The following is a 26,560-nucleotide window of genomic DNA, read 5'->3' as shown; positions in this document are numbered from 1 at the left end:
TCATGTTATGAATGGATTTGCTTCACGAATGCCACAGCGGCATCATTCAACGGAGAAGGCAATCCCAGGCGTCTCGCAAGTTCGGACAAGCCGCCGTTGATCCAGTCAATTTCGGTCTTGCGCCCTGCCCTTACATCGCTGAGCATGGAAGATACATTGGCTGCCGTAGCTTCGCACACCTGCAAGACAAGCCTCCAGCCGTCTTCCTCCAGCGTCATCCCGTCTGCCGACAATACCGCAAACGATTCTTCGTATAACGACCGCATTAGCTTCAATCTGGACGGATGTTTCGGAAGCTCCCCGTTTGTCGTATCAAAAATAGCTGTAAGCGGATTAATAACCGCATTAACAAGCAGCTTTTGGTAAATTCGGTCCCTCATCTCATTCGACAAACCCGCGCGGAATCCTGCCGATTTCAGTATATTGAGCAACAAATTTTGGAGATTTTCGCTTCTTTTGTCCGCCCGATGCGGACCAAACCATAGGGGACCGTCGCCGGTATGCCGGACGCTGCGCGGATCAAGCCGTCTCGCTCCAACGGAGGTTACGCCTGTATACAAAGGAATGTCAGGAAAATATCCCTCCATCTTGTCCATATGCCCAATGCCGTTCTGAAGGCATAAAACCGCTGTATTTTTCTGGATTAAAGATCCTTTCAGCCGTTGGAGCAGCCCATCATGAATATGGCTTTGTTTTACTGTAAGAATAACCCATGCCGATGAAGAGCCGACAACATCTTGTCCTTGCAGGCTATCTATGCTCTGGCTTTGCACCTGGACGTCGCGCTCTTCGCCCTCCAGCGTCACCAGCCTGATGCCTTCCTTCCGCAGCCGTTCGGCCTGCTCGCCTGTTCTCGTCCAAACGGTCACATCAGTACCCGACAAGGCAAGACGGGCGGCGTGAAGGAGACCAATCGCTCCTCCTCCAACTATATGGATCTTCAAGTTATTCAAATTAATTCCTCCTGAAATGAATGATCACCATTATGTCCTTATAGAGGTCATTGTGATGATTCATACTTCGAAAGCTTCGATAGCATAAGCCCAATTAGCGCTGGGCACAAAAAAAGTATGCTCGTATATATAGCATACTTGTATATTCGCATAAAAAGCGAAACCCCGCCATTCTTGCCCGGCGGGGTGCTCACCTATTCAATTCGTTCCAAATTTCCGTTCGCATCCATTTTAAACCGAGGCTTTGCTTCCTCTTCATGCGTCAACACCGCCAGTCGGCGTGCCCGGTCCATAATTTGAATCAATGTCTTATAATCGTCATTGACTGCGCGATAATCGGTTTGAACATTATTTACTTCTTTAGACAATCTCTCATTCTCTTCGCGCAAACGTTCAATCTCGTCTTCTTTATCCCGCAGTTCTTTCTCGAAAGACTTGATTTGACGGCTTACGTCCTGATAAGTGGTCTTGAATTGTCTAAGAAAACGAATAATGGAATCAACGGACAAAGCATCTTCCGTCGATACCGCATTGGCACTAAATGCTCTTTCTTCCGTCTCATAAACGGCAATAGAAGAGACATGAGGGGTAGCGACAATCGCCTGTTTTTTCAAATAATTCCGTTTCTGGCGCTGCTGCTTGGCAATTTGAATCGCTTCTTCATAACGTTTGCGGACACAGCTGTTCCAACGGAATCCACAAGCCGCAGAAGTACGTCCTATACGTTCCCCTACCTCTTCGAATGCCGCAAGCTGGGTACTACCTTCGCGAATATGGCGTAGAGTAACTTCGGCGAGAATAAGATCATCGTCCGGACTCCACGCATCTTGTCTGACTGCTGTCATGCGACCAAAACCTCCTTACGTAAAGGCGCTTACTTTATCTCTATGCCCTTGGTAGAGTTCATAGAATCTATTGGATACTAAATTGTATAACCAAATTTCAAATAGCTCATACATAATTCATTGGATTAACGTGCAAACTGAAGTCATAACGCTTTCAATTTACACAAAATAGTTGATTTTGTTCGTACTTGCTTGTTTACACTGCCAAATTCAACCGTTATAATGTACAATAGAAATTCGGGTCAGAGCGAAGGGGGGATGGTTTCATGGCACGCATGTATCGGGTACTCGGTTTTTGGACGCTTGTGATCGGCTTGATGGCCTTCGCAGGTCACATGACTGAATTCGCACTGCTGTTTTTTGCGCAAGCGATCGCTTTCGTTTTCCTTGGTTATCTGAAATTTAGCGAACGAACCTACATACTCATGTTCTGGGGATATATGGTTATTTCGTTCGCAGGTTTCACTTACTGGACCGTATTCAAAATGGGCAATCCCTTCTAAAATGTTCGCGAACGGCAAAAAGGTGCAGCTCCCACAAGGAGCCGCACCTTTTTTATATCCTTCATTTATCCAAAATAAGAACCTTAAACGCCTCGCTCATGCCATCGCTTAACAACAGCTGGCGAACCGCGCGGTTTATTCGCGCCTTTTCTCCGAACGGGTCGGTCTCTCCATGGTTCTGCAGCAATTCAAACGCTCCATAATCCATTAGAAACTGCTTCTGGGTATCGTAATAGGTTATCCGCCACCCGGATACTTCCGCAGCATGCTTGAGCGATGTGAAAGGCACGTGAGCGGTTATATCCTGCTCCCCGATCCTGATGTAGGGCGTATCGGATGCCCGATGCTCCGAATAGCAAAGCAGCGTGCCATTCATCCGGTGTTCTGCGGTATATTCCTTCGCCTCATGTCCGTAATCAATGATAAGGACGCGTCCGGATGCCATAATCTCGCCAAGCCTGCCGAGCCATTGCTCCGCTTCCAAATTAACCTCTGTCCTTTGTCCTTCAACCAATGTAATGCCATCCCTTTGCAGCGACAACGGAATCCGTTCATCTGAGATCGGCATATATACCTCATAGAAGCCTTCCTCCGCATTACCCGCTACGCCAAGCTCAACAAGCCTTCCTGTCCAGACTGTAACCCGATGCACGGGAAATGCGTCTAGCAGCTCGTTAGCCAGCACGACCGTAGGCGTTCCCTGCCACAACTCCTTCTTGTGCATCGCCTCTTCCGAAGCAAGAAATAACGGCTTACAGGTTGGATCATCGGCGGAAAACGAACGTTTTGCTTCCTCCAGATGGCCGGGATGATCATCAACAAGTACCGGTAGACATTTATAGCCGGGGGAACGGTTCAAATGGATTTTCCAGCTGTCTTGGATTTGCTTGGACAACCGCCCCGTCCCCGCTCCCCATTCCATCAGCCTTATACTCCCTTGCGCAACGTCATTCGCATAGCTGCGCAATACGTTCGATAAGCAATGGGCCAGCACCGATCCAACGGCAGAGCTTGTATAGAAATCGCCCTGCTTCCCCACGCGAACCGAACCAGACCGGTAATAACCATGCTGGTTGTCATACAAGCAAAAGTTCATATATTGCTTAAAAGTCATGCAACGGAAATGTTCCTGTACACCGGTATCTCCCGGCAGCCATCCGACTGCGGGCATAACGGCTATCTGCTCCGATATACGGTTCATTAACGGTAATTTGCCTATTTTCACCTGTTCATCTCCCGCCGATAAGATATAATAAATGGAACTGTCGCATAGAATGATTGCTGTACAGGCCTAGCAACGCGAGCATGTGAGAGAGGAGGCGGCTGGTGGCATTCCATCCGATTTATGTTCGAGGCAGATGGCTTTTTATCCTTCTGGTCGTTCTGATGCTTGCTCTTTGCAAGCTTCCCGTTATGGCCGAGCCTCAGTTGACGGAGGACGAGCAGGCTAATCAGATTCTGGAGAAAAGCTTGTCTATTGTGGAGATTGATAAGGAAATAACACGTATACAGGCGGAGAAACAAAAGGTTACGGAGGATATGTCGGATACCGACAAACGGATTGCGGAGCGAGAGCAGGAAATCAAGCAAAAACGCGAAGACGCCGGCAAGGTGCTACGCGCTTATTATATGGGTGAGCGAGAAGTATTGCTGCGCGCCCTCCTTTCCTTCGATTCCTTGCATGAACTGTTTGCAATGCTCGATTATGTCGATCTGATTTTCAAACAGGACCGGAATACGCTTGATTCCTATACGAAGGAATATACAAGCTTGAAGGAAGAATACACAAAGCTGGGCACTAGAAAAACAGAGCTCGAAGAGATCGAAAACAAGCTTCAGACGCAGCGTAGCCGCGTAGCTGCTCTGGAGAAGCAGATAGACGGAGATCTTGCCGGACGTTCCGATGCCGACCGCCTTCGCCTTATGATGCAGGAGTTGACGCATTATTGGGAAACAGCCGGCCTAGCGGAAGTCGAGAGTTATTTCGACGCCTTATCCAAAGCGATGAACAAGCTGCCGAGTTGGCTCGAGAATCATAAGCAATATCTCGATATTAACGGATTCAATTATACGATTCATATTCCCGCCGATGTGCTGAACGATTTCCTTCGGGAACAGGATGAACGGTTTAAAGACTTCGCCTTCTCGTTTGAGGATGGCAAAATAACCGCCTCCGGCAACCATGACAACATGGAGATTGCGGTAGGCGGCCACTACACCGTGGAAGAGACGCCAAAGAACGGCATCGTCTTCCATGTCGACGAGCTGTTGTTTAATGGATTTGCTCTCCCGGATACAACAAGGAAAACATTAGAAGAGAAATTTGATCTTGGCTTCTACCCTGGCGACATTATATCCTTCATACAAGCCAAATCGGTTGAAGTGAAGAACAATGAACTTATTGTTTATCTGAAGATGAAGCTGTAACGGAATCAATAAAAGAAGTGATGTCCACGGCGCCGCTCACGTACAGCTTCCATAAAGCTTGCCAGCGGTTCCACTCTTTATGCCAGTCGGGAGCCGGCGGTTCGCTCACTGGCTCGTCATTAAGCACAGGCAGCAACCATGAAGGCGGATATTGGGCGATCGTGCCCGAATATCCGCTTATTTCGTATAAAGAGTTTTTGGCCGGCAGCTTGCCAAATCGTTCGTAGACATTTCCTTGTTCGGTAACGGTCGTCATTTCCTTAATCCAGCTGAAAGCAGCTTCTGCTTTCTCCGAATTGGCCGCGACAACAAAACTCCGGCTCCCCAGCCACAAATTCCGCAGCTTGGATTTATCGATCAGCAGCTTGTCCTGCTCTGTTCCCGAGAGCTCTTTATAGTCCGACCATGGAATGACCGAAACAAGCAATCGCTGATTCTCCATCTCCGTCCCGAGCAAACGTTTGTTCAAAACGGTAGACGGGATTGTTAAGGAAGCTGTCTCTTCCAGACGGTTTGCCGATTCATCGTTTAATAATAAGTACCCGGCACCGCGTTTATCTTCGAGGCTCCAACCATCCAGCCAAGCAGCCGTCTCGCTGAAATCACCAGGCAAATAAAGCAGAGATTTCGATCCGGAAGCCGTTAGTTGATTGGCTAATTCCATAAAGCCCGTCCAATCCTTAGGCGGTTCGTTCCTACTCTGTTCAGTCAATAAAGCCTTATTCCAGACCATAATCGTTGGATCCGCGTCATAAGGAATGCCCCATAGATAGCTGTTCCACTTCAGTGGAGCAAGAAGTTTAGCCGGTTGATCGGAAAAGGTATTAGCCGTGTTGACGCTATCGACAGGCTCAAGCAAACCCATCACGGCAAACTCCCTTACCCAGCCGCTGTCCATGAGCATAATATCAGAGGAAGATCCGAGCATAAGATCTTGCTTCCATGCCGAGTAGGCTTCTTCACTGGATTCGATATTCGAAAGTTCCACTTGCATATTCGGAGATTTAGCTTTGAATCGTTCATTTGCCTCTTCCAAATACGCAAATTGCTCAGCAGGCATGGAAACGGTTACAACTATGGATTCCATAGGCTCATCATTTCCCTCGTCAGACACGGGTCCAGCATTTGCATCATTAGAGTTATTGCCGGTAGCCGCAGGTTTTGGGGAGTCCAGATTCGGAACAAACAAAATAACGGACAACAGTACAGCTCCCGCAAGGATCATGACATATCTCCTTGTAGCCACACACTTCTTCCTTTCCGATGTAACTTTAGCCCCCGGTATTCTAGTCTATTAAAACCTATCATAGCAATAAAACGTAGAGTTGTCCAAACAAACTAGGACTTTGCTCCCCCCTGCCCAATTAGGTTAATTGGGCAAACTCCGAATTCTAATGTTCTTCCGATCGCCATTGCTCGCGGATTCCTATCATCTGCGATGAAAGGAATCCGCGAGCAAAAGCGAACGTTACACTTCTCCAGAAACATTAGAATTACTCCGTTTGCCATTAACCTCTGCCTTTTTGACCGTAAAAAAGCGGTGCTGGGATTTCCCCGCACCGCTACCTTGTAAAACCTAGAGCAAATCTGCCGCGAGCTGAGCGAGCTTGGAACGCTCGCCTTTTTCAAGAGTAATGTGGCCGCTAATGCCTTCGCTTTTGAAATGCTCTACGATATGCGTGAGACCGTTGCTCACGGCGTCGAGATAAGGATGGTCGATTTGCTCCGGATCGCCCATTAGGATGATTTTGCTGCCCTCTCCGACCCTGGAGACAATCGTCTTCACCTCATGCTTCGTTAAATTCTGGGCTTCGTCTATAATGATGAACTGTCCCGGAATCGAACGCCCGCGAATGTACGTAAGCGCTTCGACCTGGATACTGCCCAGTCCCATCAAAATTTTATCAATATCGCCCGATTTTTTCGTATCGAATAAATATTCAAGGTTATCGTAGATCGGCTGCATCCAAGGCCGCAGCTTCTCTTCCTTCTCGCCCGGCAGGTAACCGATATCCTTGCCCATCGGCACGACCGGACGGGCGATCAACAATTTTTTGTATTTATGCTCATCTTCAACCTTCAACAGGCCTGCGGCAAGCGCTAGCAGCGTCTTGCCCGTACCTGCTTTGCCGGTAAGCGTGACGAGCGGGATTTCATCGTTAAGCAGCAGCTCGAGTGCCATTCGCTGCTGGGCGTTCCGGGCGGTTATGCCCCAAATCGGATCATTGCTGAGGAACAACGGTTCTAGGCGAGCGCCATCCTGGCTGACTTTAAGCAATGCGGATTTGGAGGTCCCCATCTCATCTCGCAATATAACAAATTCATTAGGCTTGAGCCTCGCTACTCCCTGAAGGCTTTTGACCGGCAGGAAGCGGTACGAATAAAATTCATCGATGACAGACGGGTGAACAAAGACGGTTACTTGGCCGGCATAGAAATCCGTCGTAGACACCGTTTGGTCAGATAAATAATCCTGGGCTTTGAGACCGAGCACATCCGCTTTAATCCGGACGAGCACGTCTTTACTCACGAGTACAACCGTGCTGGTCTCTTCCTTGTCCAGCTGTTCCAAGTGATAGTTGAGCGCAACAGCGAGGATCCGGTTGTCATTGGTCATCTCGCCAAACATCTCCTGCACGCGCATGAAACTCCTATGATTGAGCTCCACCTTTAACAGTCCGCCATTAGGAAGCATGATGCCCTCGTGTAAATGCCCATCCACCCGCATACCGTCGAGCAACCGGGAAATTGTACGCGCATTGCGCCCTAGTTCGTCTGCCAACCTCTTCTTGGAGTCGATTTCTTCCAACACCACCGCGGGAATGATGACTTCGTTATCCTCGAAGGCAAAGAGCGATTGCGGATCATGAAGCAGCACATTAGTGTCGAGCACGAATATTTTTCTCATGAGAACCCTCCCGGCGTCGGTCATTCAATAGATAGGCATACATAGCCATACTTGGCTACGGGTACACTAAAGCTGAATAGACGATGTGCAACAAGACAAAAAGAGGTGGAACCATCATGTACCATAAACTTATTGCGGCGATCGCTATTGCGGCAATTACGGCAGGCTGCGCCACCGTCGCACGTAACGAAACATCACCCTCTCCTCAAAATAATGGCACTGTTCGCGCACAGCAGACAAGTCCTCAGAAAAAAGAAATTACGAATCCTGAGCAGGTCGCTAAGCATCTGGAACAGTTAGCCATGGGCATCAAAGGAGTTACGAATGCGCACTGTGTCGTATTCGGCAACACCGCTGTCGTAGGCATCAACGTCGACAGCAAGCTTGATCGCTCCAGAGTTGGCACAATCAAATATTCCGTTGCTGAAGCGTTTCATAAAGATCCCTACGGTATTGATGCTATCGTAACAGCCGATATGGATTTATCACAGCGGCTGAACGAAATCGGAGCAGACATCCGCCGCGGCAAACCGCTTAGCGGTTTTGCTGAGGAGATGGCCGATATTATCGGCCGAATCGTACCGCAGGTACCTCGAGAGGTTATGCCTCAAGATCCCGAGATTCAACAACGCGCCAACGATTTACACAAACTTCATTAGCTTGTATACCGCGGCAAAAGACACAAAAAGCCTAGTGACTGGCTCACTAGGCTTTCCTTATGACAGTTCGTCCTTTGGGACAAGCCTGTCAACATTGTATTCAATTCAATCCGGATACATGCAAAGATCGGCACACAGATGCAGTCATCCGCCGCTAGGCCCAAGAATGTTCTTCTCAAGCGCTCTTCACCGCTTATTCTTATTAGTATGCAATTAGCGGTTACGGCTTTGGGCATCCGCATGACCTCCTCTTCCAAGGGTTCATATCCGTACACCTATTATAGCTGTAAAAGAATCCGTAGTCTATGGTTATTCAGCCATTTTCGCCTGCAAAGCTGCACGGGCTTCATCAAGCTTGGCCTCATCCAAATAGACGTAAGGACTTTTCCAAATTCCTTCGAGCGGAATGAATTGCACATCCGCGCTGCTGATGCCGAAGTAAGTCTTCATCAGGTTCTGAATTTCCTTCGGCGGCATGTCGATCTCCATATTGTCGCCTACCGCATCGATAACCTCGCCCATCTTGGCAATCCCGCTGAGCGATTTCATCTTGTCAACGATCTTGGCCACAACTTCGCTCTCGCGTTTGTTGCGGTCGAAATCGCTGGACATATTGCGGCCGTCGTTGGACTTACGGTAACGGACAAAATCCAATGCCTTGTCACCGTTAAGCTTCTGGAGACCTTTCTTCAGGTCGATATTTGTACCATCGGCGGTGTCCACGTATTTCATGTCCATATCCACGTTTACTTCAATGCCGCCAAGCGCATCAATGACATCCTCGAAGCCCTTGAAGTTAACAACCGCCGTGTATTTCAGATCCACGCCAAAAAATTTGCCTAACATGTCTCGGATCGCACGTTTTGCATCTTCCTCGGCCGCTTCTTTGTCCATTCCTTTATCCGAACGGGCTTGGCTGAAGAACGTGGCATAGTTGGCGTTCGCTTTCCGTTCGCCGTAACCTTCAAGCTGCAGCAAAGAGTCGCGCGGAATCGAAACAACCGTCGCTTTTTTCGTATTAGGGTTAAATACGGCAACCATCATAACGTCGGTATTCATACCGCCGCCCTTAGCCCTCGTATCAAGACCAAGCAATACCATGCCGACAGGTTTCTTTTTGACGGATTCCGTAACTGGAATCTTTACATCGCTATTCGATACTGTACTGCTTTTTTGAAGAGCATCATTCGCCTTAAAAGCCAAATATCCGAAATAGGCCACGATTATTAAAATAACAGCAGATAATAGCAGTAAAACCACTCTCAACCATACGCGTCTTTTCTTCGGTGGCTTAGGCGATCTTGGAGCGGCTTTGGCGTTCCCCCCTCGTGGCGGCAGCGCGGCAGAGCCTTGCGTCATAAGATCATCACCTTCATGTCAGTTGTATTTCGGATTGGATCTGATATCAACGAGAAGCTGCTCTGCAGCTTCCCGCGGATACATTTGCAGCTTCGAACGTCCGTTGCGTTCATATTTGACATGAACCATCGTCGCATCCGTCGCCGAAATATGCAGACTGGCAACTCCGTGATCTTCCGACAAAATTTGCGCGAAAAAGTCACGAGTATCCAGCGCTGCCCGATCATCCGGCCGGTCTTCGGCTACGATATGAATCTGCAGCCAGTTGAACAAGGCATCATCAAACGTCATTTGCCTGAATCAGCTTCCTTTACGGCGCCGCTGCCGGCCCGGTTACTCTTCCATTTGTCATAAAGCTGCCGGCCGCGAAGCATAAGCATCATCAGCACGGCAATTCCCATACATTGAACAATTGGAAGCTTGTCGACCTGAAGGACCATCAGCACGAACGAGCCGATGGCCATCAGAATGTAGACAAGCACTTCTTTCAGAATCGGAAGCTTCTGATTGTTTGCCCGGAACACTTTGTTGAAGATATAAACCGTAAATCCAAGAATAAGCAAATACGAAACGGCGTGATGGTCGCTCAACCATTGCTGCATGCCGTGACCCCCTTGTGCCTGCCTGGTGATTATGCGTTAGCTTGTGCCATCTTGCGGTGTTTCTCCGCACGCTCGCGCTCGCTCTTGTTCAAGATCTTCTTGCGCAGACGAATCGACTTCGGAGTAATTTCGCAATACTCGTCATCATTCAAATATTCGAGCGCTTGCTCCAGAGAGAACAGACGAGGCGTTTTCAGCTTAACGGTATCATCTTTGCCTGCGGAACGCACGTTAGTCAGTGCTTTCTCTTTACAGATGTTAACGATGATGTCGTTATCGCGCGTGTGCTCGCCTACGATCATACCTTCGTAAATTTCAGTGCCCGGCTCAACGAATTGAATACCGCGGTCTTCTACGCCCAGCATGCCGTAGAAGGTCGATGTACCTGTCTCGCTCGATACAAGCACGCCTTGGTGACGTCCGCCAACGCCAGCGGCAAGTGGACCATAGCTGTCGAAGGCATGGTTCATAATGCCGTAGCCGCGCGTCAGAGTCAGGAACGAAGTACGGTAACCGATCAATCCGCGTGCAGGAATGATGAATTCCAAGCGAACTTGACCATTGCCGTTGTTGATCATGTTAACCATCTCGGCTTTACGAGTTCCAAGGCTCTCCATAACAGCGCCCATGCTGTCTTCCGGAACGTCAATGAGGAGGCGCTCGTACGGCTCGGATTTCGCGCCGTCTACTTCCTTAATGATAACTTCCGGTTTAGACACCTGAAGCTCAAATCCTTCGCGGCGCATATTCTCGATCAGGATGCCAAGGTGAAGCTCACCGCGTCCGGATACGATAAAGGCGTCAGGGCTTTCCGTTTCTTCAACGCGAAGCGCAACGTCCGTCTCAAGCTCCTTGAAGAGGCGCTCGCGAAGCTTGCGGGATGTAACCCATTTGCCTTCACGGCCTGCGAATGGCGAGTTGTTGACCAAGAAAGTCATTTGAAGCGTAGGCTCGTCGATCTTCAGAACCGGCAAAGCTTCCGGTTGCGAAGGATCAGCGATGGTCTCACCGATATTAATGTCTTTAATACCCGCAATTGCAACGATGTCGCCAGCGCCTGCTTCTTCAATCTCAATGCGCTTCAGACCTTGGAAGCCAAATAGCTTCTCGATACGAGCCTGCTTAACCGCACCTTCACGGTTAATAACCGCAACGGATTGGCCTTGGCGAACAATACCGCGGTTAACGCGGCCAACGGCGATACGTCCCAGGTATTCGTTGTAATCGAGCAAAGTTACGAGATATTGAAGCGGCTCGTCAACTGTCTCAGTTGGATAAGGGATGTGGCTTACAATCGTTTCATACAAAGCTTGCATGTTATCGTCTTGTTTCTCGGCGTCTAGGCTTGAAGTACCCATCAGAGCGGAAGCATAAACAACCGGGAATTCCAGCTGGTCATCGTTAGCGCCAAGCTCGATGAACAGGTCAAGCACTTCATCAATAACTTCTGTAGGGCGGGCATTCGGACGGTCAATTTTATTGACGACAACAATTGGCGTAAGGTTGCTCTCGAGTGCTTTGCGCAATACGAATTTCGTTTGCGGCATGCAGCCTTCAAATGCGTCAACAACGAGCAATACGCCGTCAACCATCTTCATGATCCGTTCCACTTCGCCGCCAAAGTCGGCGTGTCCTGGCGTATCTACGATATTAATAAGGTAGTCTTTGTACGTGATTGCCGTATTTTTCGCCAGGATCGTAATACCGCGTTCGCGTTCCAGGTCGTTGGAATCCATCGCCCGCTCTTGAACAGCTTCATGTTCTCTAAATGTGCCTGATTGCTGCAACAGCTTATCAACCAAAGTTGTTTTACCGTGGTCAACGTGGGCGATAATCGCGATATTGCGGATGTTTTCTCTTGCTTGCATAACTAATAATCCACTCCATTTTCTCTAATTTACTTACTTTTTTCTCTTACAGCCATTACCAGCGGCGCGACCGGTTCGTGATTACCATCCAACCTCCGGCAACCATGAGCACGAGCGCTACAATATAAATCCCCCAGCTCCATAACAGGACGAGCAGCAAGAATACAGCCGATGCTACAGCAAGTGCCATAGCTGCCGTAAGCGCAAAACGCGGGCGGGACGAGCCGAACAAATAATATTCGTAAAGACCGACAGCAGCGCCGAGCAGGAACAGCGGCCACAAATATTTCAGTGCATCCCATCCAAAGATGTTACAAACGATAAACAGCAGTGCAGACACGGTTAGTATTCCACCAGGAACAAGCACTACCGCGGGAAGAAGCCTGCCGAAATAAAAGACATGCAGCAAAATTCCCGGAATGAGGACGAGCATTGGCCAGAATATTGCCCCCAAAAAGCTGAATACACCAAGTTTGCCCAGTAAAATAACGACCCCAGCTAGCAATACAATAATTCCAGCGGAATATTTGTTATTTGGCATTTGCGCTTCCGCTCCTTACAACGTCTACCCCTTACAGACGTACGACGCCAGTTTTTATCTATCATAGTTTAATGGAACTGCGATGAAAATACCAGCGGGAACAGAAGGAACATTGCAAAAAAATACCGTTCACCTGTGAACGGCCTGTGAACGGCTGGCAAAAATGATTTAAGTTTTCCGCTTCAATAAACCAATTATCACCACAAACGGTACGCATAAAAGCGGGATTGCCTCCGCGGCTGTCCTGGAACCGTTGAATAATAAGGCGTCCATTCCCGGATCGTGCACAAGCATGCCGCCTGCCGCGTAACCCAGCAAACCGGCACCGATATATACAAGCGGAGGAAATTTTTGCAGCAGCGTGCCAAGCACCTGGCTTCCCCAAATGATCATCGGTATGCTAAGCGCAATCCCCAGCAATATAAGCACGGTGTCGCCATCAGCCACGGCAGCGATCGCCAGCACATTGTCCAAGCTCATAATAAAATCGGCGGCCACGATCGTCCGGATGGCTTGGGCCAAAGATTTCGATTTTCTGCTTGGCATATGCAGCCCGCCTTCGCCTTCTTGTCCGGCATCCGCTAGCAGCTTGGCCGCAATGTACAACAACAACAGCGAACCAACAGCCTGCAAATAGGGAATCTGGAGCAGCGAGATGGCAGCCAGCGTAAGCAGGCACCGTAATCCAACAGCGGCAAGAGCGCCCCACCAAACGGCCCGTTTGCGTTCCTTGACCGGAAGCTGCTGACTTGCCATCGCAATGACGACGGCATTATCGCCGCTTAATAATAGGTTAATTAGGACAATTTGAAGAAAAATTAGCACGCTATCCACTGTACGTTCGCCCCCTCTATACAAGCTGTATGTAAAGAGGACAAGTAATATGAGAGGATGTCCTAAAAAAAAATGAATCCATTCCTGTCCTTCCTGCGTAGTTAATGAAGGATTTGGACCAAGCAGGTATTGTAGGAAGGGAAGGTCATAAAATTATGGATTTTTTTACGGTAGAATTTTGGCTGGCATTGCTTAACATTGTATTCATTGATCTCATCTTGGCAGGTGATAACGCCATTGTCATAGGTATGGCCGCTCGCAATTTGCCGCAGCATCAGCAGAAAAAGGCAGTACTTTGGGGTACGGCCGGCGCGATCGGGATTCGGATCATTGCCACTGTTGTCGTCGTTCAACTGCTCGATTTGCCTTGGCTTCACCTCGCCGGCGGCATCCTACTCTTGTGGATCGCCTATAAGCTGCTCGTCCAGCAAGAGGATAGCCACAATATTAAAGCCGGCAACACCCTTTGGCAATCGGTTCAAACGATTATTATCGCGGATGCCGCGATGGGAATTGATAACGTAATCGCTGTAGCCGGCGCTTCGCACGGCAACACGCTGCTCGTTATTCTAGGACTTCTGATCAGTGTTCCGGTGATCGTCTGGGGCTCAACCCTGTTCATTAAACTCATCAACAAATTTACTTGGATCGTGTATATCGGTTCCGGCGTCCTTGCTTATACAGCTGCCAAGATGATCACTCATGAAAAGGCGTTCGAAGATTTCTTCAAGGATAATCCCGCTATCTATTGGTCGTTCCTTGCCGTTATTATCGTTCTCGTTATCGCTCTTGGATTATTTACCAATACCCGCACTAAACAAGCCGTACAAGAAAAAAGCAGCGAATCCCTTTAAGGATTCCCTGCTTTTTTTATTAGAACCATTCGTCTTCTCCGGCCTTTTCCGCCGATGCCTGCGCTTCCGGCGTCAGCTCCAGCACTTCAGTGCCTTCTACTGCTGTTAACAGCATTTGTTCCAGTTCCGGAATATTTTTCTCCGCGCGTTCCACGACGTTCAGGTTCGGGTTTGTGCTTGGCGATTTCGGCAGGAACAACGTGCAGCAGTCCTCATAAGGCAAGATCGAAGTTTCAAACGTGCCGATCTTTACGGCTTCGTTAATGATCTCCTGCTTGTCCATCATCAGCAGCGGCTTCAGAAGAGGCAGCACGGTCGCCCTTCCGATGACGTTCATGCTGGATAAGGTTTGGCTCGCTACCTGGCCGAGACTTTCGCCCGTTACGATTCCGCCCGCCTCATTCCGCTCAGCCAGCTGCTCCGTAATCCGAAGCATCGCGCGGCGCATCATTGTAATCATCAAGCTATCTTGCCTAGCTTGCACGAGCCTTGTCTGGATTTCCGTAAAAGGCACGAGATGAAGCTTCAGAGGCGCACCGGCGTAATAAGAAAGCCTTCTTGCCAGGTCGATGACCTTTTCTTTCGCTTTATCGCTTGTGAACGGATAGCTATGGAAATGGACGGCTTCGAGCTTAAGGCCTTTGCGCATCGCCATCCAACCGGCTACAGGGCTGTCAATACCCCCGGACAATAGAAGCATGGCTTTGCCGTTTGAACCAAACGGGAACCCTCCGGCGCCCGCAATAACCTTATTATAAACAAAGGTGCCTTCTTCGTAAGTGTCGACGCGCAGTTCCACTTCCGGCTTCCGCACATCCACTTTCAAATCGGCGAATGCCCGAAGCACATGCGAACCAACCAGATGATTCATTTCTTGCGAAGAATGAACAAATGGCTTCCATGCCCGTTTGGCGCTTACTTTGAATGTTGCCGGGGTCTGTTCAAGGCCGTTCATCAATTGAAGAGCCGCGGCTTGAATTTTCTCCAGCTCATTGTCCACCAGAATGACAGGGCTGAACGACACGATGCCAAATACATCTTTCAATCGTTCGCTAATCGCCTCAAACGGTGCTCCGTTTAAGCTGATCGTAAGCCTCCCGAAAGATTTGGCATAGGTTAATGACTCAAACCCCCGCAAAGCTAGCTTAGTCTGCTGCAACATTCGTTTCTCGAATTGGTTGCGGTTGCGTCCTTTCATGACGAGTTCGCCATAGCGGACAATCACTTTATCATAAATCACGTTGCTATTTGCTCCTTTCAAGCGGCTTCAGCTTGGCAACTGCCTCACCCAGCATGACAGCAAGCTTGTCTATATCCTGCTCCGTATGTTCGTCTCCAAAACTGATCCGGATTCCTCCGGCTGCATGTTCCCTGTTCGCCCCCATAGCTAGCAGCACGCGGCTAGGTTTGTTGTCCTTTGAGGAGCATGCCGACTTGGTCGATACAATTGCGCCAAGCTCCTCAAGCATGTGGACGATTACTTCCGGTTTCATGGCGGCATACGAAAAATGCACAATATGCGGCGCCATTACCGCTTGATCATGGCTCCCGTTCAACTTAAGCTCGGGAATCTGTTCCGCTTGCTCGATAAGACGGCCTCGAAGAGCATACAAACGCTCTCTGTTCTGCTCTTCGGCTTGTATACTCATCCGAAGGGCTTTCGCGGAGGCTACGATACCCGGCACGTTTTGCGTGCCTGCCCGCAGCCCCCGCTCTTGCGAGCCTCCGGACAGAAGCGGTTGAAGCTGCAAGGATTCCCGAACGTACAAATAGCCGATTCCTTTAGGTCCGCGCAGTTTATGGGCCGAACCGCTAAGCAGGTCAATCCCCCACTCCTTGATCTTAACCGGAAGCTTGCCGATGCTTTGCACGGCATCGACATGGAACAGAACTCTCGGATAAGCTTCCAGCAGCTTGCCTATCTTGTCAATCGGCTGAATCGAGCCAACTTCGTTGTTCACATGCATGATACTGACCAATATCGTATCGTCCGTGATCGCGGCCCGAAGCTGTTCCGGATCAACGTGCCCCGTCGAGCTTACCGGTAAATAAGTTACTTGGAAACCTTCCAGCTCCAACTGCCGGAAAGCGTCATTGACCGAAGCGTGCTCGATTTGAGTCGTTATCAGATGATTGCCTCTGCTGCGGAATTGCCTAGCCGCCCCTTTAACCGCGAGATTATTGCTCTCTGTTCCGCCAGAAGTGAATAGCCATTCCTCGGGTTTCACGCCGAATTGCTCCCCAAGCAAAGCGCGGGAACGGGTTATCAATTTGTCGGCTTCGGCTCCCGCGCGATGAATAGAGGACGGATTGGCATAATGGATCTTCATGACCTGCGCCAATGTGTCCACAACTTCATCATACGGCGGGGTTGATGCGCAATGATCGAAATAAAGCATAGTGTGGTGACACCTTTCCGTAAAAAAGAATAAAACCTCTATCGAGGTCGTTCGAAGACGAGCGACCGCGTTTAGAGGTAGGTTTGACTAATAACGGGCTTCCAGTACCTTGCCTATGTAGCGCTGTGTCTCTATCGGCAGCTTGTCCAGGTTGGCCTGCAGCTGACTGTCCGTTGAAATGCCTAGCCGGTCAATCCGTCCAGGTCCCGCATTATAAGCAGCAAGCGCCACTTGTTCGTTGCCGCTGTACTTGCCAAGCAGGTAGGATAAATATTTCGATCCGCCTTCAATATTTTGCTGGGGATCCAAAGAATCCGATACGCCAAGACTTCGCGCTGTAGCGTCCATAAGCTGCATAAGTCCTTTCGCTCCCACGGAGGATACGGCATCCGAGTTGAATCCAGACTCCGTTCGGATCACCCCTCTGATCAGTTCCGGATCAATGCCATACTTGGCGGCGGCGCTCGCAATAAGGTCATCGTAGCCGGTCGGCGTGCTAGAGCTGATACCGGTCGCTTCGGCACCCGTGCTGCTTAGCGCAGAGCTATACAAGTTGGGCAAGCTGGACAACTTGGCTAGCGAATCAGAAGCAAGTACGGATTGCTCCATGCTCTCCATTCCCGAAAGATCGCCGTTCATATATTGGGACAGCAAAACATCAAATAAGGAGGTATTGCCGTCACCGCTGTTCATGTCAAGCGGATTAGCCGTTGATTGAAAATCCAGGGTTGGTGAAAGCTGCATCTGAAGCAGCCGCGAAAGCGTACGCGAATCGATACTCATAAGGTCCTCCAGTCGAAGTAAAAAAGGGTATAAATGATGTATCGGTTTTTATTGTACATGTTTTTAATTATAACGGCTAGTACTCCTCCGGGGGCGCCAAGAAAAACAGCCCCCGAACATGTCGGGAGCTGCTTGCTTCATCTTTATTTAAAAACTTTCACGCGCTCGTCAATTGGCTGGAATTGCTTGTCGCCCGGCTCAGCCGTAGGCGTGCCAAACGGCATTTGGGCAATCAGCTGCCAGCTGCCCGGAATGTTCCATGTTTGCTTCACTTCTTCGTCAATTAGCGGGTTGTAATGCTGCAGGGAAGCGCCAAGTCCTTGTTCCTCCAGCAACGTCCATACCACGTATTGCGCGATACCGGAAGACTGTTGCGACCATTTCGGGAAGTTGTCGGCATAACTTGCGAATTGTTTCTGCAGGCCTTCGATCACGGCCGTATCTTCGAAGAACAAGACCGAACCATAACCGGCTTGGAAGCTGTCGATCCGTTGTTCCGTGGAAGCGAATTGATCCGCGGGAACGATCTTGCGCAACGATTCTTTCACAATGTTCCACAGTTTATCGTGATTCTCGCCGAGCAACACAACGGCACGGGCACTCTGGGAGTTGAAAGCCGAAGGAGAATATTTAACAGCCTCTTGCACCAAGTTAACAATTTGCTCGTCGGAAATCGTGGATTGTTTGCTGATTCCATAATAAGTGCGTCTTGCTTTTACGGCCTCGAGCAGGCCTTTAGATGTAGTAGCAGTATTTGACATTTTTGTCCGCCTCCTAGGATAAACATAAGTAACTTTATTTATGTTAGTAACAATACAATATAACGAAGGCCATGTCAAGCACTTCGCCATTTATAATGTCTAAATAGCCGCTCAATATAAGTGTTAATGATTGCCCGCTCTCTCGGCCCTCATATTCCTGGCACAACAAAAAGCCGCTCCCTATGGGAACGGCTTGGCTTAAATCTGCCTATACTCTTATTCCGTTTCAGTTACTGAAATCGTAATAGGCGAATATTCCCCGATTACGGTCTGTCCATGCACGGATACGCTGCCTTCCGGCGTCAAATCTTTTTCGGTCATAATGCCAAGCGCAACCGTGAATTGGTTGAATTTAACCGGAACGTTGTGTTCGCGGCGCACTTCCGTACCGTTCACGTAGAAGACGATCTCGTCTTTATCCCGGTTGTACGTAATTTTGTACGTGTTAAACTCACGGGCTTGGAATTCCGTCGATTCCTTGAATACGCAGAAATATCTTGTCTTGTCCGACTCCGGCACCGGAACGCCCGGGAATGGCAGAACGGCATACACGCTCGCATATTTGTCATTGCCCGCGAAGAAATCAAGCGCGCCGCCCGTCGTGAAGTCAAGCAGGTTCAGCGAAGCATAACCGTCGTACAGGTCGCCAGGCGCCGTGTTTTGCGAACGGGCGCGGATCTGAAGTTCGAAGCTGATCTCGCCTTTCTCAGGTACTTCAACCGGCTTGGCCGAATAATACATATGTTTGGCGTTATCGAGAATTTGAATCTTGTCATGCTTGCGGCTAAGCGGTGCGCGGACGTACAAAATACCGTTGCGTACGATAACGACCGCATCAGGCTCGCGATATTGCCAGAACGAACCGTCCGGCAACGGGAAGCCGCCGATCGTCCATACTTTTCCTTCATCAAGAATGGTATCGAAATCTCCAAGAACCCATTGTTTGCTCATGTTCATATCCCTCGGCTTTCCATGTTATTAGTTATTAGAATGGCCCGTCCTTTACACAAGACCCTGAATAATTAACGCAAGTATAAGAATAACGCCGCAGCGGTTTGTTGCTTTCACCGAACCGCCCATCAGCGGCAAATACGCATGCGAAGGGTTATGTTCCTTCAGCTTGCCGTACACCCCATACAGCGGAATGACGGTTAACAGACCAATCAGCGCGTACCAAGGCAACGCCCCTGCCAGGACGCAAATAACAAGCGATGCGTAAGCGAGAACGAGCAGCCATCTGGAGAACACAAGCGCGCGCTGTTCGCCCCATACAACAACAAGCGTTTTCTTGCCGGCCTGCTTGTCCGCCTGCCAGTGCAGGAAATGATGGTTAAACAAGATCAGCGTCGTTAGCAGACCGATCGGCAACGATAACAGCAAAGCCCGATAATCGAGCTCCGAAGACTGCACATAGTAAGCGCCGGCAACGGGCAAAATACCAAACGACAGCAAAATCGCAACCTCGCTATAGCCTTTCCCCCGGTAGCCGAACCTGATCGGAGGAGCTACATAGAAATATGCAATAAGTCCGCCAAGTCCGCCAAACACAATAACTGGCCAGCCGCTAATGACGGACAGGATAATACCGCTTAACGCCGCAATGCCAAACAACGACCAGGTTACCGCCGCAAAGGTACGGATGCTCCATGTCCCGTTCGTCAAGTATCCCGAGTTCGTAGAGATAGCCCCCTCCGCCTGTTTGGCAGCCTCGTCCGTTCCGTTGTAGTAGTCCCACAAATCATTAATCATATTCGAGAACAAATGCGCGGCTCCCGAACCGACTAACGTAAGCAGGAACAACCCGAAATGAAAGTTTCCGTCCCATACAAAAGCGCCAAGCGCTCCTAAAGCAACGGGAATAAGCATAACTGGAAGGACGCGGATCCGCGATGCCTTCATAAACTGCTTCATGATGTGATTCAAGTTGCTTGTCTCCTTCCTCTTCATCCGTTCAAACAATCCAAACCTAATTGAAACACTTTCGACAAGCGACAGTCAACTGAAAGAATAGGGCGAAAGCATCAGTTTCTGACAAAAAAAGAGCCCCTTAAGGGCGATAAACGCCTTAAGAAGCTTTTTACAAACCTTTATCCTTTTGCTTGAAGCCTGCGGTTGATTAAATACGCCGTGGCGTATACCAGCACGGAAATTGCGATTATTTCAAAAACAAGCGGTCCCCAAAAATTCGGGACGGTTGACCGAACATGAACGACTGCATCTGTACCTTCAGTAATCCGTTCGTTAACCGATTCAAAAAATTGATCGGTTGTAACCGCCGTGTCCGGGAACAACAGTTTTTCCAGCCAATCAAACGCAAACTGCAAAGCCATAAACAAGGCAACGCCAATCCAGATTCCCTTTTTGCCGGTAAATATCTTGGATACGGTAATGCATAAGAAAATAATCATCATAAACATCGTGCTTGCGACCAGCATCGACCAAAAACCTCTGTCCGCCAGCACATCCGATATCCGCAAAATGCCGCTGTCCCACATCATTCCGATCGCCACTAGATGCAGCACGCCAACCGCTCCAATAACCACAAGACCGGCTAGGCCCAGAAGCATAGGCGACAGGATCGTATAAACGGCAGGCAACGGAAGCAGTCGCCGGTTAAAATAACGGAGATTCCGCTCATACGTTCTGCATGTCGTTACGCACACCATAACCGTAACCGCAACGTAAAAAACAAAGGAAAGGACGTAAATAAATTCGATATCCAAATGTTTTATTTTGCTGTATACCGTTAAAGCCGCTTCAGCCAATAGGAACAACGTTCCCAGAACAAGCAGCATACCCGCATTCCGTTTCCAATCGTATTTGACCAGCTTGAGCAAATTCATCATTCCGCGAACACCTCTTTAAACAGCTCATCCACGCTTTTGCCCTGCGAGAAACGAATCGTCTCTACTTCCTCCTGAAGGACAAGTTTCCCGTTCTTAATCAAAAGCACCTCGTCAAAAATCCTTTCAATATCCCGCACCAGATGCGTCGAAACAATAAGACAGCTATCCTCGTTGTAGTATTTGACGATGGCGTCCAATATTTTCTCGCGGGCAACCGGATCTACGCCGCCAATCGGTTCATCCAGCAAATACAACTTGGCGTTGCGGCACAAAGCTAGGGTTAGCTGCAGCCGCTCATTCATCCCTTTGGACAACGTATTAACCTTATCCAACGGCTTCAAATTCATAAATTGAAGCATCTCTTCGGCTTTCGCCGCATCAAAATCCGCATAAAAATCTTTATAAAATCCGATCGCATCCTTCACCCGCATCCAGGATTCGGTGAGCGGCTTATCCGGCATAAAGGAAGTCACCGCTTTGCTCCGTTGTCCGCTTGGTTCCCCGCATACAAGCAGCTTTCCGGAGGATGGCTGCATAAGGCCCGCGGCTAATTTCATCAGCGTGCTTTTGCCGCTGCCGTTGCTGCCTAGCAGACCTATGATTTTACCTGACTGAATGCTAAATGAAACATCGTCCAGCGCTCGCTTGGCACCATAAGATTTCGATACTCCCGATAGCTCCAAGATTGATTCCACGTCTTTATTCACTCCTGTCCTTACGGCTTTTCCCTTTTCCTTCATCAACGGCATCTTTCACGATAGCTACGATGTCGTCCCTCTCGAACCCGAGTTCCTTCATGCCTTGCACAAAGCGTTCAAGCAGCTCGCCCGCCATCTCTTTCTTTATTTGCATAATCGTCGACCCCTCACTTGTCACGAATCGGCCAAGTCCTCGTCTCGTTTCCACAATGCCTTCCCGCTCCAGCTCCTGAAACGTGCGTTGAATCGTATTTGGATTAATTTGCAGTTCAAGGGCAAGATCCCGTACCGATTCGATTTTGTCCCCGGGGCTTAATTTACCGGTAATGATCTGCTTTTTCACGTAATTCATAATTTGAATATAAATCGGCATATTGTTGTCAAATACAATAGTCACGGGTGCCTTATCTCCTTTCCTTAACGTCGGCCCTCTGAAACGCCCGCTTACGCGATATCGCGCTTCTTAAATACGGCAAAGCTGACGGATAGGAACAGCGCTACATATACGAGCAGTATAACAATGGAAAAAGCTAACGTCATCCCCTCAACCGGTATGGCGTCGCTGCGGTATACGGACAAATCGGTATTGGCGAACAGCAAATATTTCGTAATCGAATAACGGGAGAGCAGCATAACGAGCAGGCTTCCGATCATCATGGAGAAGATTCCGATGCCAATTGCCGCGCCATTGGATTTAGTCAGAATGCCAACCATAAAGGTCATTGTCACAAACACGATGGAATATACGGCCAGACTCGCCATATTGCTGAAGAAATCCGTCCAGGTGGAATCACCGGAACCGCCGCCGTAAACGATATAACCGGCAACAACGGCTAACACGGCCGCCGTAACGACAAGGCTAAGCGCATATACAATCGAGATGATATATTTGGATGCGAGAATTTTATGACGGCTCTGCGCACGGATGAGCAAAAACTTGATTGTGCCATAGCGGTATTCCTGCGTAACGCTGCCAGCCGCAGCCAATACGGCAAGTACCGGCACAAGCTGTCCGGCCGCTTGAAGCATAATTGTGCCCGTTGCGAAATCCAATGTGGAATCAAGGCCATCCGGCGATAATTTATAGAATGCAAATGCCAATATCCCGAATACGACAACCAGAATGGCATACGCGACGAAAAACGATTTCTTTTTACTCAGCTTCAGCCATTCGTTCACTAACAAACCCGAAAAATTACGCAATGCGGTTCCCTCCAGTCAATTTCATAAACTCGTCTTCCAATGTTTCGCGTACTTCCTCAATCCGGTAAATCTCAACGCCTTGCGTGGCCAGACCGGCTACAAGACCAGGGATCTTCTCATGCTGAATCTGTATCGTCATGCGGCTTGCGGTAACGCTTACGACCTCGATCCCTTCCATTCCTTCTATCACCGCTTGAGCATGTGCGGCATCGCCAACCTGCAGGGAGATCGAAATAATCTTTTGCTTCGGAGATTCCGTTTCGCCAAGCGAGCGGGCGGTTACATACTTGCCTTCCTGTATAACGATAACCCGGCTGCACATGAGCTCAATCTCGCTGAGCAAATGGCTGGAGACCAGAATCGCAATTCCTTCGGCTTCCGCAATCCGCTTCAAATATTCGCGCATTTCCTTAATGCCTGCCGGATCAAGTCCGTTTGTAGGTTCATCGAGAATGAGCAGCTTAGGCTCATGGAGCAGCGCCTGCGCGATTCCGAGACGTTGTCGCATGCCAAGCGAATAAGCTTTGACCCGTTTATCCAAGGCATCCTGCATGCCGACAAGCTTGGTAACCTCCTCGATTCGCGCATCGGTTACGCCCTCCGTCATCCGCTGGTATTGCTTCAAATTATCATAACCTGTCATGTAAGGATAAAATTCCGGGTTCTCAATAATCCCGCCTACATGCCGGATGGCCTGTTCAAAGTTGGTGCGGATACTTTGGCCGCAGATGTGTACATCCCCGTCCGTCATGCCAATTAAACCAACTATCATCCGCATCGTTGTTGTTTTGCCCGCACCGTTTGGTCCAAGCAAGCCAACAACCTCGCCTTTTGCAATATCGAAGGACAAACCGTCTACAATCGCTTTGCCGCCAATCTTTTTGGTTAATCCGCTCAACTGAAGCACAATGGACGGGTTTGAGATTTTTGCCGTTTTCATAACGTCTCTCCCTTTTGTATTAGTGTTATAGTCAAATAGTACACTAGGTCATTAGTGATGTAAAGACCCCAACAAGAAAATTACCAAATATTAACGAAAATAGTTGTTCGCCTAGAGATGCTGCCCTAGAATAATTAAGCACGAATACAGTATGTGAAGCCGATTGGAGGTTTAAGATGAGATTGTTTCATTTTAGCGAGGAAAGTTCGATAGAACGATTTGTTCCAAGGGTGAAGGCGAACCGGACAAATATGCCGCCTGTCGTGTGGGCCATCGATGAAGAACATCAATTCACGTTTTTCTTCCCCAGAGATTGCCCCCGGATCGTGTACACAAGATCGGCGGGAATAACCGATGAAGATGAACAGAAGTTTTTTGGTTTATCGCATGCTAACATTGTCATTACGGCAGAGACTAGCTGGTATGAAAGAATAAAGCATACAACATTGTACCGGTATGAGCTGCCTACCGAATCTTTCGAGAGGTTTGACGAATCCGCCGGTTACTATATCTCCACTGAAACGCTGATTCCTATAAACGTTCATCCATTGCCCGATCTTCTAAGCCATCTCATGAAGCTTGGCATAGAGGTCCGTTTCTCCCCTAATCTGCATCCGCTTAGAGACGCCATCTTAAATTCTTCTCTAACGGATTTCGGCATACATCGCTTCCAGCATGCAACCAACCTAGTTACTCCATAAACAGACAAAGGCTGTTATTCCTTGGTCATCCTTGAAGATCACCATGGAATAACAGCCTTAGATATTATTTAGAACAAAGAAATTATACTTTAAAGATAGCCGCTTGTTCCTTGAGGGCAAACGAAGATTGCTGGAGCTTGCCGGCCATTTCCTGCAAATTGTCCGAAATATGGTTCTGCTCTTCGGATAGATGGCCCATCTGTTCCATCTTGCCATTAACGTCGGTTGAGGTATGCAACAGCTTATCGACCGAGGTAACGATATCCGTAATGCCGGATGTAATTTCATTAATGGCAGTGGAAATTTCGCTGACCTGTTCAGACAACGTATGACTTTGCGTCTCTAGTCCTTTGAACACGTCGCTTGCCGCAATTGACGCTTGTTTCGTAGAGAAAATGACCTCGGCGAAAGCCCCCATGCTCTTGCTGCTAGCCGCGACATCATCTTGGATCAGATGCATTTCTTTCGAAATATTTTTCGAAATTTGGTCGGTCTGACCGGACAGCTTGCGGATCTCGTCGGCTACCACAGCAAAGCCGCGGCCATGCTCGCCTGCCCGGGCGGACTCGATGGATGCGTTAAGGGATAACAGGTTCGTTTGCGTATTCACATCCTGGATACTCTCGAGAAACTTCGATACATTGCTGTAACGTTCGGTTATGCGGTTGAACGCTTCGGTTACTTGATTGAACTGTTCCACCGTCTGGTTCACCATCTGCACAACGCCTTCCATATCAACCGATCCCGTATGCGAATCGTCTTTCATCTGCTGCATGTCTTTGTTGATATAGTCGCTCGACGCCGCAATTTCTTGCGAGCTGGCCGAGATTTGCTCCGTGACAGCCGAGATCGACGTGGCATCGTCGTATTGGGAGAGCAGGACCGATGTTCCCAGATCAATCTGACCCTTAACTTGCTCGGATGCTGTACGGTTCCGGCTGATCATGTCCCCCATCTGATTCGACATTTGAAGCACCGTCTGGCTAACGCTAAGCGTCGATTTAATGGTTCCTTTCAAATTATCGCCCATCGCCGACAAGGAGCGGTCAATATCGCCAAATTCATCTTTGCGGTCAAGCGATTTATTATAAGTGAAATCATTATGCTGGTAAGCCGTAATACGCCCCATGATGCCTTGAAGTCCGGATTTAATGCTTCTGCTCAAGCCAAAAGTGAACAGGAATGGTATAACGGCGAGAATCAATACGTTGATTAATATAATCAGATTAGCGGCATCAATACTGTCGGAAAGCCGTTTGTCCGTTAACGCCGCATCGACGGTAATCCGGGAGTTCACATTCTGATTGGCGAATTCGAGCTCGTTCAAGTAAATATTGACGAGTCTAAGCACCAGAGCGGATTTCATCTCTATCGTCACATTCTCGAATTGCGTTACGTTCGAGCTCTGCAGATCGTTATAAGCGATTTCGTAAATATTGCCTTGTCCCACATACGTCTGCTGCTCGTCATCTGCAGGGAACAACTTGTCCAGCTCCGCAAAAGTCCCCTTCAAATGCTCAATCTGTCCAGGCATGTCCACCAGCCGTTCCTTCGGATCCACAACCTCCGATTTGGAGCTGTCATTATTGTTCTCGATGGAATTGATCATCATGAGCAAGGTCTGGAGCAGCGTATTCGATATTCCTTCGTATTCTCGCTGTGCGCTTGTTAACGTATTGGATTCCTTGACCGCATGGGATACCGACAGATTTTGCGAATAAATAAACACGCCTGCCACAACGTTAAAAAACGTGATAATGCTCGTTAACACTAGAAGCCTGACGCCTATCTTTCTTCTGCCCTCTACCAGTTTCCTTCTGGCGATTACCCACTGCCATGCTTTTTTAACTTGATCCTTCATCCTCGTCTCTCCTCG

General features: G+C 48.9%; 28 protein-coding genes. 5 read left to right on the top strand and 23 right to left on the bottom strand.

All coding sequences use genetic code 11. From position 1 onward, the window contains the following. Nucleotides 1–5: 5 nt before the first annotated feature. Entirely contained in the window at nucleotides 6–953 is a 948-nt protein-coding gene (locus QQK89_RS12980) for a ketopantoate reductase family protein (RefSeq protein WP_284238994.1), read from the bottom strand. A 194-nt stretch (nucleotides 954–1,147) separates the two neighbouring features. After that, entirely contained in the window at nucleotides 1,148–1,798 is a 651-nt protein-coding gene (locus tag QQK89_RS12975) for an RsfA family transcriptional regulator (protein ID WP_284238993.1), read from the bottom strand. A gap of 266 nt (nucleotides 1,799–2,064) precedes the next feature. Here QQK89_RS12975 and QQK89_RS12970 point away from each other — a divergent pair, with 266 nt between their 5' ends. Beyond that, the gene (locus QQK89_RS12970) at nucleotides 2,065–2,301 is read left to right on the top strand and encodes a DUF2626 domain-containing protein (protein WP_091180709.1); all 237 of its coding nucleotides are present in this window, start codon (nucleotides 2,065–2,067) and stop codon (nucleotides 2,299–2,301) included. Between the two features lie 61 nt (nucleotides 2,302–2,362). Here the strand turns inward: QQK89_RS12970 and QQK89_RS12965 are convergent, their stop codons facing one another. Next, a complete protein-coding gene (locus QQK89_RS12965; RefSeq protein ID WP_284238992.1) occupies nucleotides 2,363–3,526 on the bottom strand; it encodes a class I SAM-dependent methyltransferase in 1,164 nt (387 codons plus the stop codon). 101 nt (nucleotides 3,527–3,627) lie between these two features. Between QQK89_RS12965 and QQK89_RS12960 the strand changes: the two genes are divergently transcribed. Continuing rightward, complete coding sequence (locus QQK89_RS12960; RefSeq protein WP_284238991.1) at nucleotides 3,628–4,728, top strand: coiled-coil domain-containing protein; 1,101 nt, start codon at nucleotides 3,628–3,630, stop codon at nucleotides 4,726–4,728. Here the strand turns inward: QQK89_RS12960 and QQK89_RS12955 are convergent. Then, nucleotides 4,700–5,974 carry a sugar ABC transporter substrate-binding protein gene (locus QQK89_RS12955; RefSeq protein ID WP_284238990.1) on the bottom strand — a complete coding sequence of 425 codons (1,275 nt, stop codon included), beginning with the start codon at nucleotides 5,972–5,974 and terminating at the stop codon, nucleotides 4,700–4,702. The two genes, QQK89_RS12960 and QQK89_RS12955, sit on opposite strands and share 29 nt — an antisense overlap. Nucleotides 5,975–6,304: 330 nt before the next feature. Then, nucleotides 6,305–7,636 carry a PhoH family protein gene (locus QQK89_RS12950; protein ID WP_284238989.1) on the bottom strand — a complete coding sequence of 444 codons (1,332 nt, stop codon included), beginning with the start codon at nucleotides 7,634–7,636 and terminating at the stop codon, nucleotides 6,305–6,307. A 116-nt stretch (nucleotides 7,637–7,752) separates the two neighbouring features. Here QQK89_RS12950 and QQK89_RS12945 point away from each other — a divergent pair, with 116 nt between their 5' ends. Then, nucleotides 7,753–8,295 (top strand): YhcN/YlaJ family sporulation lipoprotein, encoded by a 543-nt coding sequence (locus QQK89_RS12945; RefSeq protein WP_284238988.1) that lies wholly within the window; start codon nucleotides 7,753–7,755, stop codon nucleotides 8,293–8,295. 309 nt (nucleotides 8,296–8,604) lie between these two features. Here QQK89_RS12945 and QQK89_RS12940 read toward each other — a convergent pair whose 3' ends face one another. The 6 genes from QQK89_RS12940 to QQK89_RS12915 form a co-directional block, all read right to left on the bottom strand. Further along, entirely contained in the window at nucleotides 8,605–9,654 is a 1,050-nt protein-coding gene (locus QQK89_RS12940) for an LCP family protein (RefSeq protein ID WP_284238987.1), read from the bottom strand. A gap of 18 nt (nucleotides 9,655–9,672) precedes the next feature. Next, complete coding sequence (locus QQK89_RS12935; RefSeq protein WP_284238986.1) at nucleotides 9,673–9,945, bottom strand: hypothetical protein; 273 nt, start codon at nucleotides 9,943–9,945, stop codon at nucleotides 9,673–9,675. Beyond that, complete coding sequence (locus QQK89_RS12930; protein ID WP_284238985.1) at nucleotides 9,942–10,256, bottom strand: YlaH-like family protein; 315 nt, start codon at nucleotides 10,254–10,256, stop codon at nucleotides 9,942–9,944. Before QQK89_RS12930 ends, QQK89_RS12935 begins: the two co-directional genes overlap by 4 nt. A gap of 29 nt (nucleotides 10,257–10,285) precedes the next feature. After that, the gene (gene typA, locus QQK89_RS12925) at nucleotides 10,286–12,124 is read right to left on the bottom strand and encodes a translational GTPase TypA (protein ID WP_284238984.1); all 1,839 of its coding nucleotides are present in this window, start codon (nucleotides 12,122–12,124) and stop codon (nucleotides 10,286–10,288) included. Nucleotides 12,125–12,179: 55 nt separating this feature from the next. Then, a complete protein-coding gene (locus QQK89_RS12920) occupies nucleotides 12,180–12,665 on the bottom strand; it encodes a hypothetical protein (protein ID WP_284238983.1) in 486 nt (161 codons plus the stop codon). A gap of 168 nt (nucleotides 12,666–12,833) precedes the next feature. Continuing rightward, nucleotides 12,834–13,499 (bottom strand): TerC family protein, encoded by a 666-nt coding sequence (locus tag QQK89_RS12915; protein WP_284238982.1) that lies wholly within the window; start codon nucleotides 13,497–13,499, stop codon nucleotides 12,834–12,836. Nucleotides 13,500–13,654: 155 nt separating this feature from the next. Here QQK89_RS12915 and QQK89_RS12910 point away from each other — a divergent pair, with 155 nt between their 5' ends. Next, the gene (locus QQK89_RS12910; protein WP_284238981.1) at nucleotides 13,655–14,353 is read left to right on the top strand and encodes a TerC family protein; all 699 of its coding nucleotides are present in this window, start codon (nucleotides 13,655–13,657) and stop codon (nucleotides 14,351–14,353) included. A gap of 19 nt (nucleotides 14,354–14,372) precedes the next feature. Here the strand turns inward: QQK89_RS12910 and thiI are convergent, their stop codons facing one another. From thiI to QQK89_RS12855, 11 genes are all read right to left on the bottom strand, one after another. Beyond that, complete coding sequence (gene thiI, locus QQK89_RS12905; protein ID WP_284238980.1) at nucleotides 14,373–15,593, bottom strand: tRNA uracil 4-sulfurtransferase ThiI; 1,221 nt, start codon at nucleotides 15,591–15,593, stop codon at nucleotides 14,373–14,375. A gap of 4 nt (nucleotides 15,594–15,597) precedes the next feature. Beyond that, nucleotides 15,598–16,752: a cysteine desulfurase family protein gene (locus QQK89_RS12900; RefSeq protein WP_284238979.1), complete on the bottom strand. Its 1,155-nt coding sequence runs from the start codon at nucleotides 16,750–16,752 to the stop codon at nucleotides 15,598–15,600. An 87-nt stretch (nucleotides 16,753–16,839) separates the two neighbouring features. Continuing rightward, nucleotides 16,840–17,535, bottom strand: coding sequence for a lytic transglycosylase domain-containing protein (locus tag QQK89_RS12895; RefSeq protein WP_284238978.1), 696 nt, complete (start codon nucleotides 17,533–17,535; stop codon nucleotides 16,840–16,842). 143 nt (nucleotides 17,536–17,678) lie between these two features. Then, entirely contained in the window at nucleotides 17,679–18,296 is a 618-nt protein-coding gene (locus QQK89_RS12890) for a nitroreductase family protein (protein WP_284238977.1), read from the bottom strand. A gap of 216 nt (nucleotides 18,297–18,512) precedes the next feature. Then, on the bottom strand, nucleotides 18,513–19,247 hold the full coding sequence (locus QQK89_RS12885) for a DUF6081 family protein (RefSeq protein WP_284238976.1): 735 nt from the start codon (nucleotides 19,245–19,247) through the stop codon (nucleotides 18,513–18,515). Between the two features lie 51 nt (nucleotides 19,248–19,298). Beyond that, the gene (locus QQK89_RS12880; RefSeq protein ID WP_284238975.1) at nucleotides 19,299–20,219 is read right to left on the bottom strand and encodes a prenyltransferase; all 921 of its coding nucleotides are present in this window, start codon (nucleotides 20,217–20,219) and stop codon (nucleotides 19,299–19,301) included. Nucleotides 20,220–20,383: 164 nt separating this feature from the next. Then, on the bottom strand, nucleotides 20,384–21,142 hold the full coding sequence (locus QQK89_RS12875; protein ID WP_284238974.1) for a hypothetical protein: 759 nt from the start codon (nucleotides 21,140–21,142) through the stop codon (nucleotides 20,384–20,386). Continuing rightward, a complete protein-coding gene (locus QQK89_RS12870; RefSeq protein ID WP_284238973.1) occupies nucleotides 21,139–21,837 on the bottom strand; it encodes an ABC transporter ATP-binding protein in 699 nt (232 codons plus the stop codon). The genes QQK89_RS12875 and QQK89_RS12870 overlap by 4 nt, the downstream gene beginning before the upstream one ends. Nucleotides 21,838–21,841: 4 nt before the next feature. Continuing rightward, on the bottom strand, nucleotides 21,842–22,237 hold the full coding sequence (locus QQK89_RS12865) for a GntR family transcriptional regulator (RefSeq protein WP_284238972.1): 396 nt from the start codon (nucleotides 22,235–22,237) through the stop codon (nucleotides 21,842–21,844). Nucleotides 22,238–22,284: 47 nt separating this feature from the next. Next, nucleotides 22,285–23,043: a DUF2705 family protein gene (locus tag QQK89_RS12860; protein WP_284238971.1), complete on the bottom strand. Its 759-nt coding sequence runs from the start codon at nucleotides 23,041–23,043 to the stop codon at nucleotides 22,285–22,287. Further along, the gene (locus QQK89_RS12855) at nucleotides 23,036–23,983 is read right to left on the bottom strand and encodes an ABC transporter ATP-binding protein (RefSeq protein WP_284238970.1); all 948 of its coding nucleotides are present in this window, start codon (nucleotides 23,981–23,983) and stop codon (nucleotides 23,036–23,038) included. Before QQK89_RS12855 ends, QQK89_RS12860 begins: the two co-directional genes overlap by 8 nt. 176 nt (nucleotides 23,984–24,159) lie before the next feature. Between QQK89_RS12855 and QQK89_RS12850 the strand changes: the two genes are divergently transcribed. Continuing rightward, complete coding sequence (locus QQK89_RS12850) at nucleotides 24,160–24,684, top strand: DUF6886 family protein (protein WP_284238969.1); 525 nt, start codon at nucleotides 24,160–24,162, stop codon at nucleotides 24,682–24,684. 82 nt (nucleotides 24,685–24,766) lie between these two features. Here the strand turns inward: QQK89_RS12850 and QQK89_RS12845 are convergent, their stop codons facing one another. Then, entirely contained in the window at nucleotides 24,767–26,545 is a 1,779-nt protein-coding gene (locus QQK89_RS12845; RefSeq protein ID WP_284238968.1) for a methyl-accepting chemotaxis protein, read from the bottom strand. Between the last annotated feature and the right edge of the window lie 15 nt (nucleotides 26,546–26,560).

It is taken from the genome of Paenibacillus glycanilyticus, assembly GCF_030161375.1.
GTDB classification, from domain to species: domain Bacteria; phylum Bacillota; class Bacilli; order Paenibacillales; family Paenibacillaceae; genus Pristimantibacillus; species Pristimantibacillus glycanilyticus_B.
This window is presented reverse-complemented; position numbering and strand designations above follow the sequence as displayed.

Coding starts and splice junctions, on each gene's coding strand:
- QQK89_RS12975 (WP_284238993.1), bottom strand. CDS start 1,798: ATGACAGCAGTCAGACAAGATGCGTGGAGTCCGGACGATGATCTTATT.
- QQK89_RS12970 (WP_091180709.1), top strand. CDS start 2,065: ATGGCACGCATGTATCGGGTACTCGGTTTTTGGACGCTTGTGATCGGC.
- QQK89_RS12950 (WP_284238989.1), bottom strand. CDS start 7,636: ATGAGAAAAATATTCGTGCTCGACACTAATGTGCTGCTTCATGATCCG.
- QQK89_RS12945 (WP_284238988.1), top strand. CDS start 7,753: ATGTACCATAAACTTATTGCGGCGATCGCTATTGCGGCAATTACGGCA.
- QQK89_RS12940 (WP_284238987.1), bottom strand. CDS start 9,654: ATGACGCAAGGCTCTGCCGCGCTGCCGCCACGAGGGGGGAACGCCAAA.
- QQK89_RS12935 (WP_284238986.1), bottom strand. CDS start 9,945: ATGACGTTTGATGATGCCTTGTTCAACTGGCTGCAGATTCATATCGTA.
- QQK89_RS12930 (WP_284238985.1), bottom strand. CDS start 10,256: ATGCAGCAATGGTTGAGCGACCATCACGCCGTTTCGTATTTGCTTATT.
- typA (WP_284238984.1), bottom strand. CDS start 12,124: ATGCAAGCAAGAGAAAACATCCGCAATATCGCGATTATCGCCCACGTT.
- QQK89_RS12920 (WP_284238983.1), bottom strand. CDS start 12,665: ATGCCAAATAACAAATATTCCGCTGGAATTATTGTATTGCTAGCTGGG.
- QQK89_RS12910 (WP_284238981.1), top strand. CDS start 13,655: ATGGATTTTTTTACGGTAGAATTTTGGCTGGCATTGCTTAACATTGTA.
- QQK89_RS12900 (WP_284238979.1), bottom strand. CDS start 16,752: ATGCTTTATTTCGATCATTGCGCATCAACCCCGCCGTATGATGAAGTT.
- QQK89_RS12895 (WP_284238978.1), bottom strand. CDS start 17,535: ATGAGTATCGATTCGCGTACGCTTTCGCGGCTGCTTCAGATGCAGCTT.
- QQK89_RS12890 (WP_284238977.1), bottom strand. CDS start 18,296: ATGTCAAATACTGCTACTACATCTAAAGGCCTGCTCGAGGCCGTAAAA.
- QQK89_RS12885 (WP_284238976.1), bottom strand. CDS start 19,247: ATGAGCAAACAATGGGTTCTTGGAGATTTCGATACCATTCTTGATGAA.
- QQK89_RS12875 (WP_284238974.1), bottom strand. CDS start 21,142: ATGATGAATTTGCTCAAGCTGGTCAAATACGATTGGAAACGGAATGCG.
- QQK89_RS12855 (WP_284238970.1), bottom strand. CDS start 23,983: ATGAAAACGGCAAAAATCTCAAACCCGTCCATTGTGCTTCAGTTGAGC.
- QQK89_RS12850 (WP_284238969.1), top strand. CDS start 24,160: ATGAGATTGTTTCATTTTAGCGAGGAAAGTTCGATAGAACGATTTGTT.
- QQK89_RS12845 (WP_284238968.1), bottom strand. CDS start 26,545: ATGAAGGATCAAGTTAAAAAAGCATGGCAGTGGGTAATCGCCAGAAGG.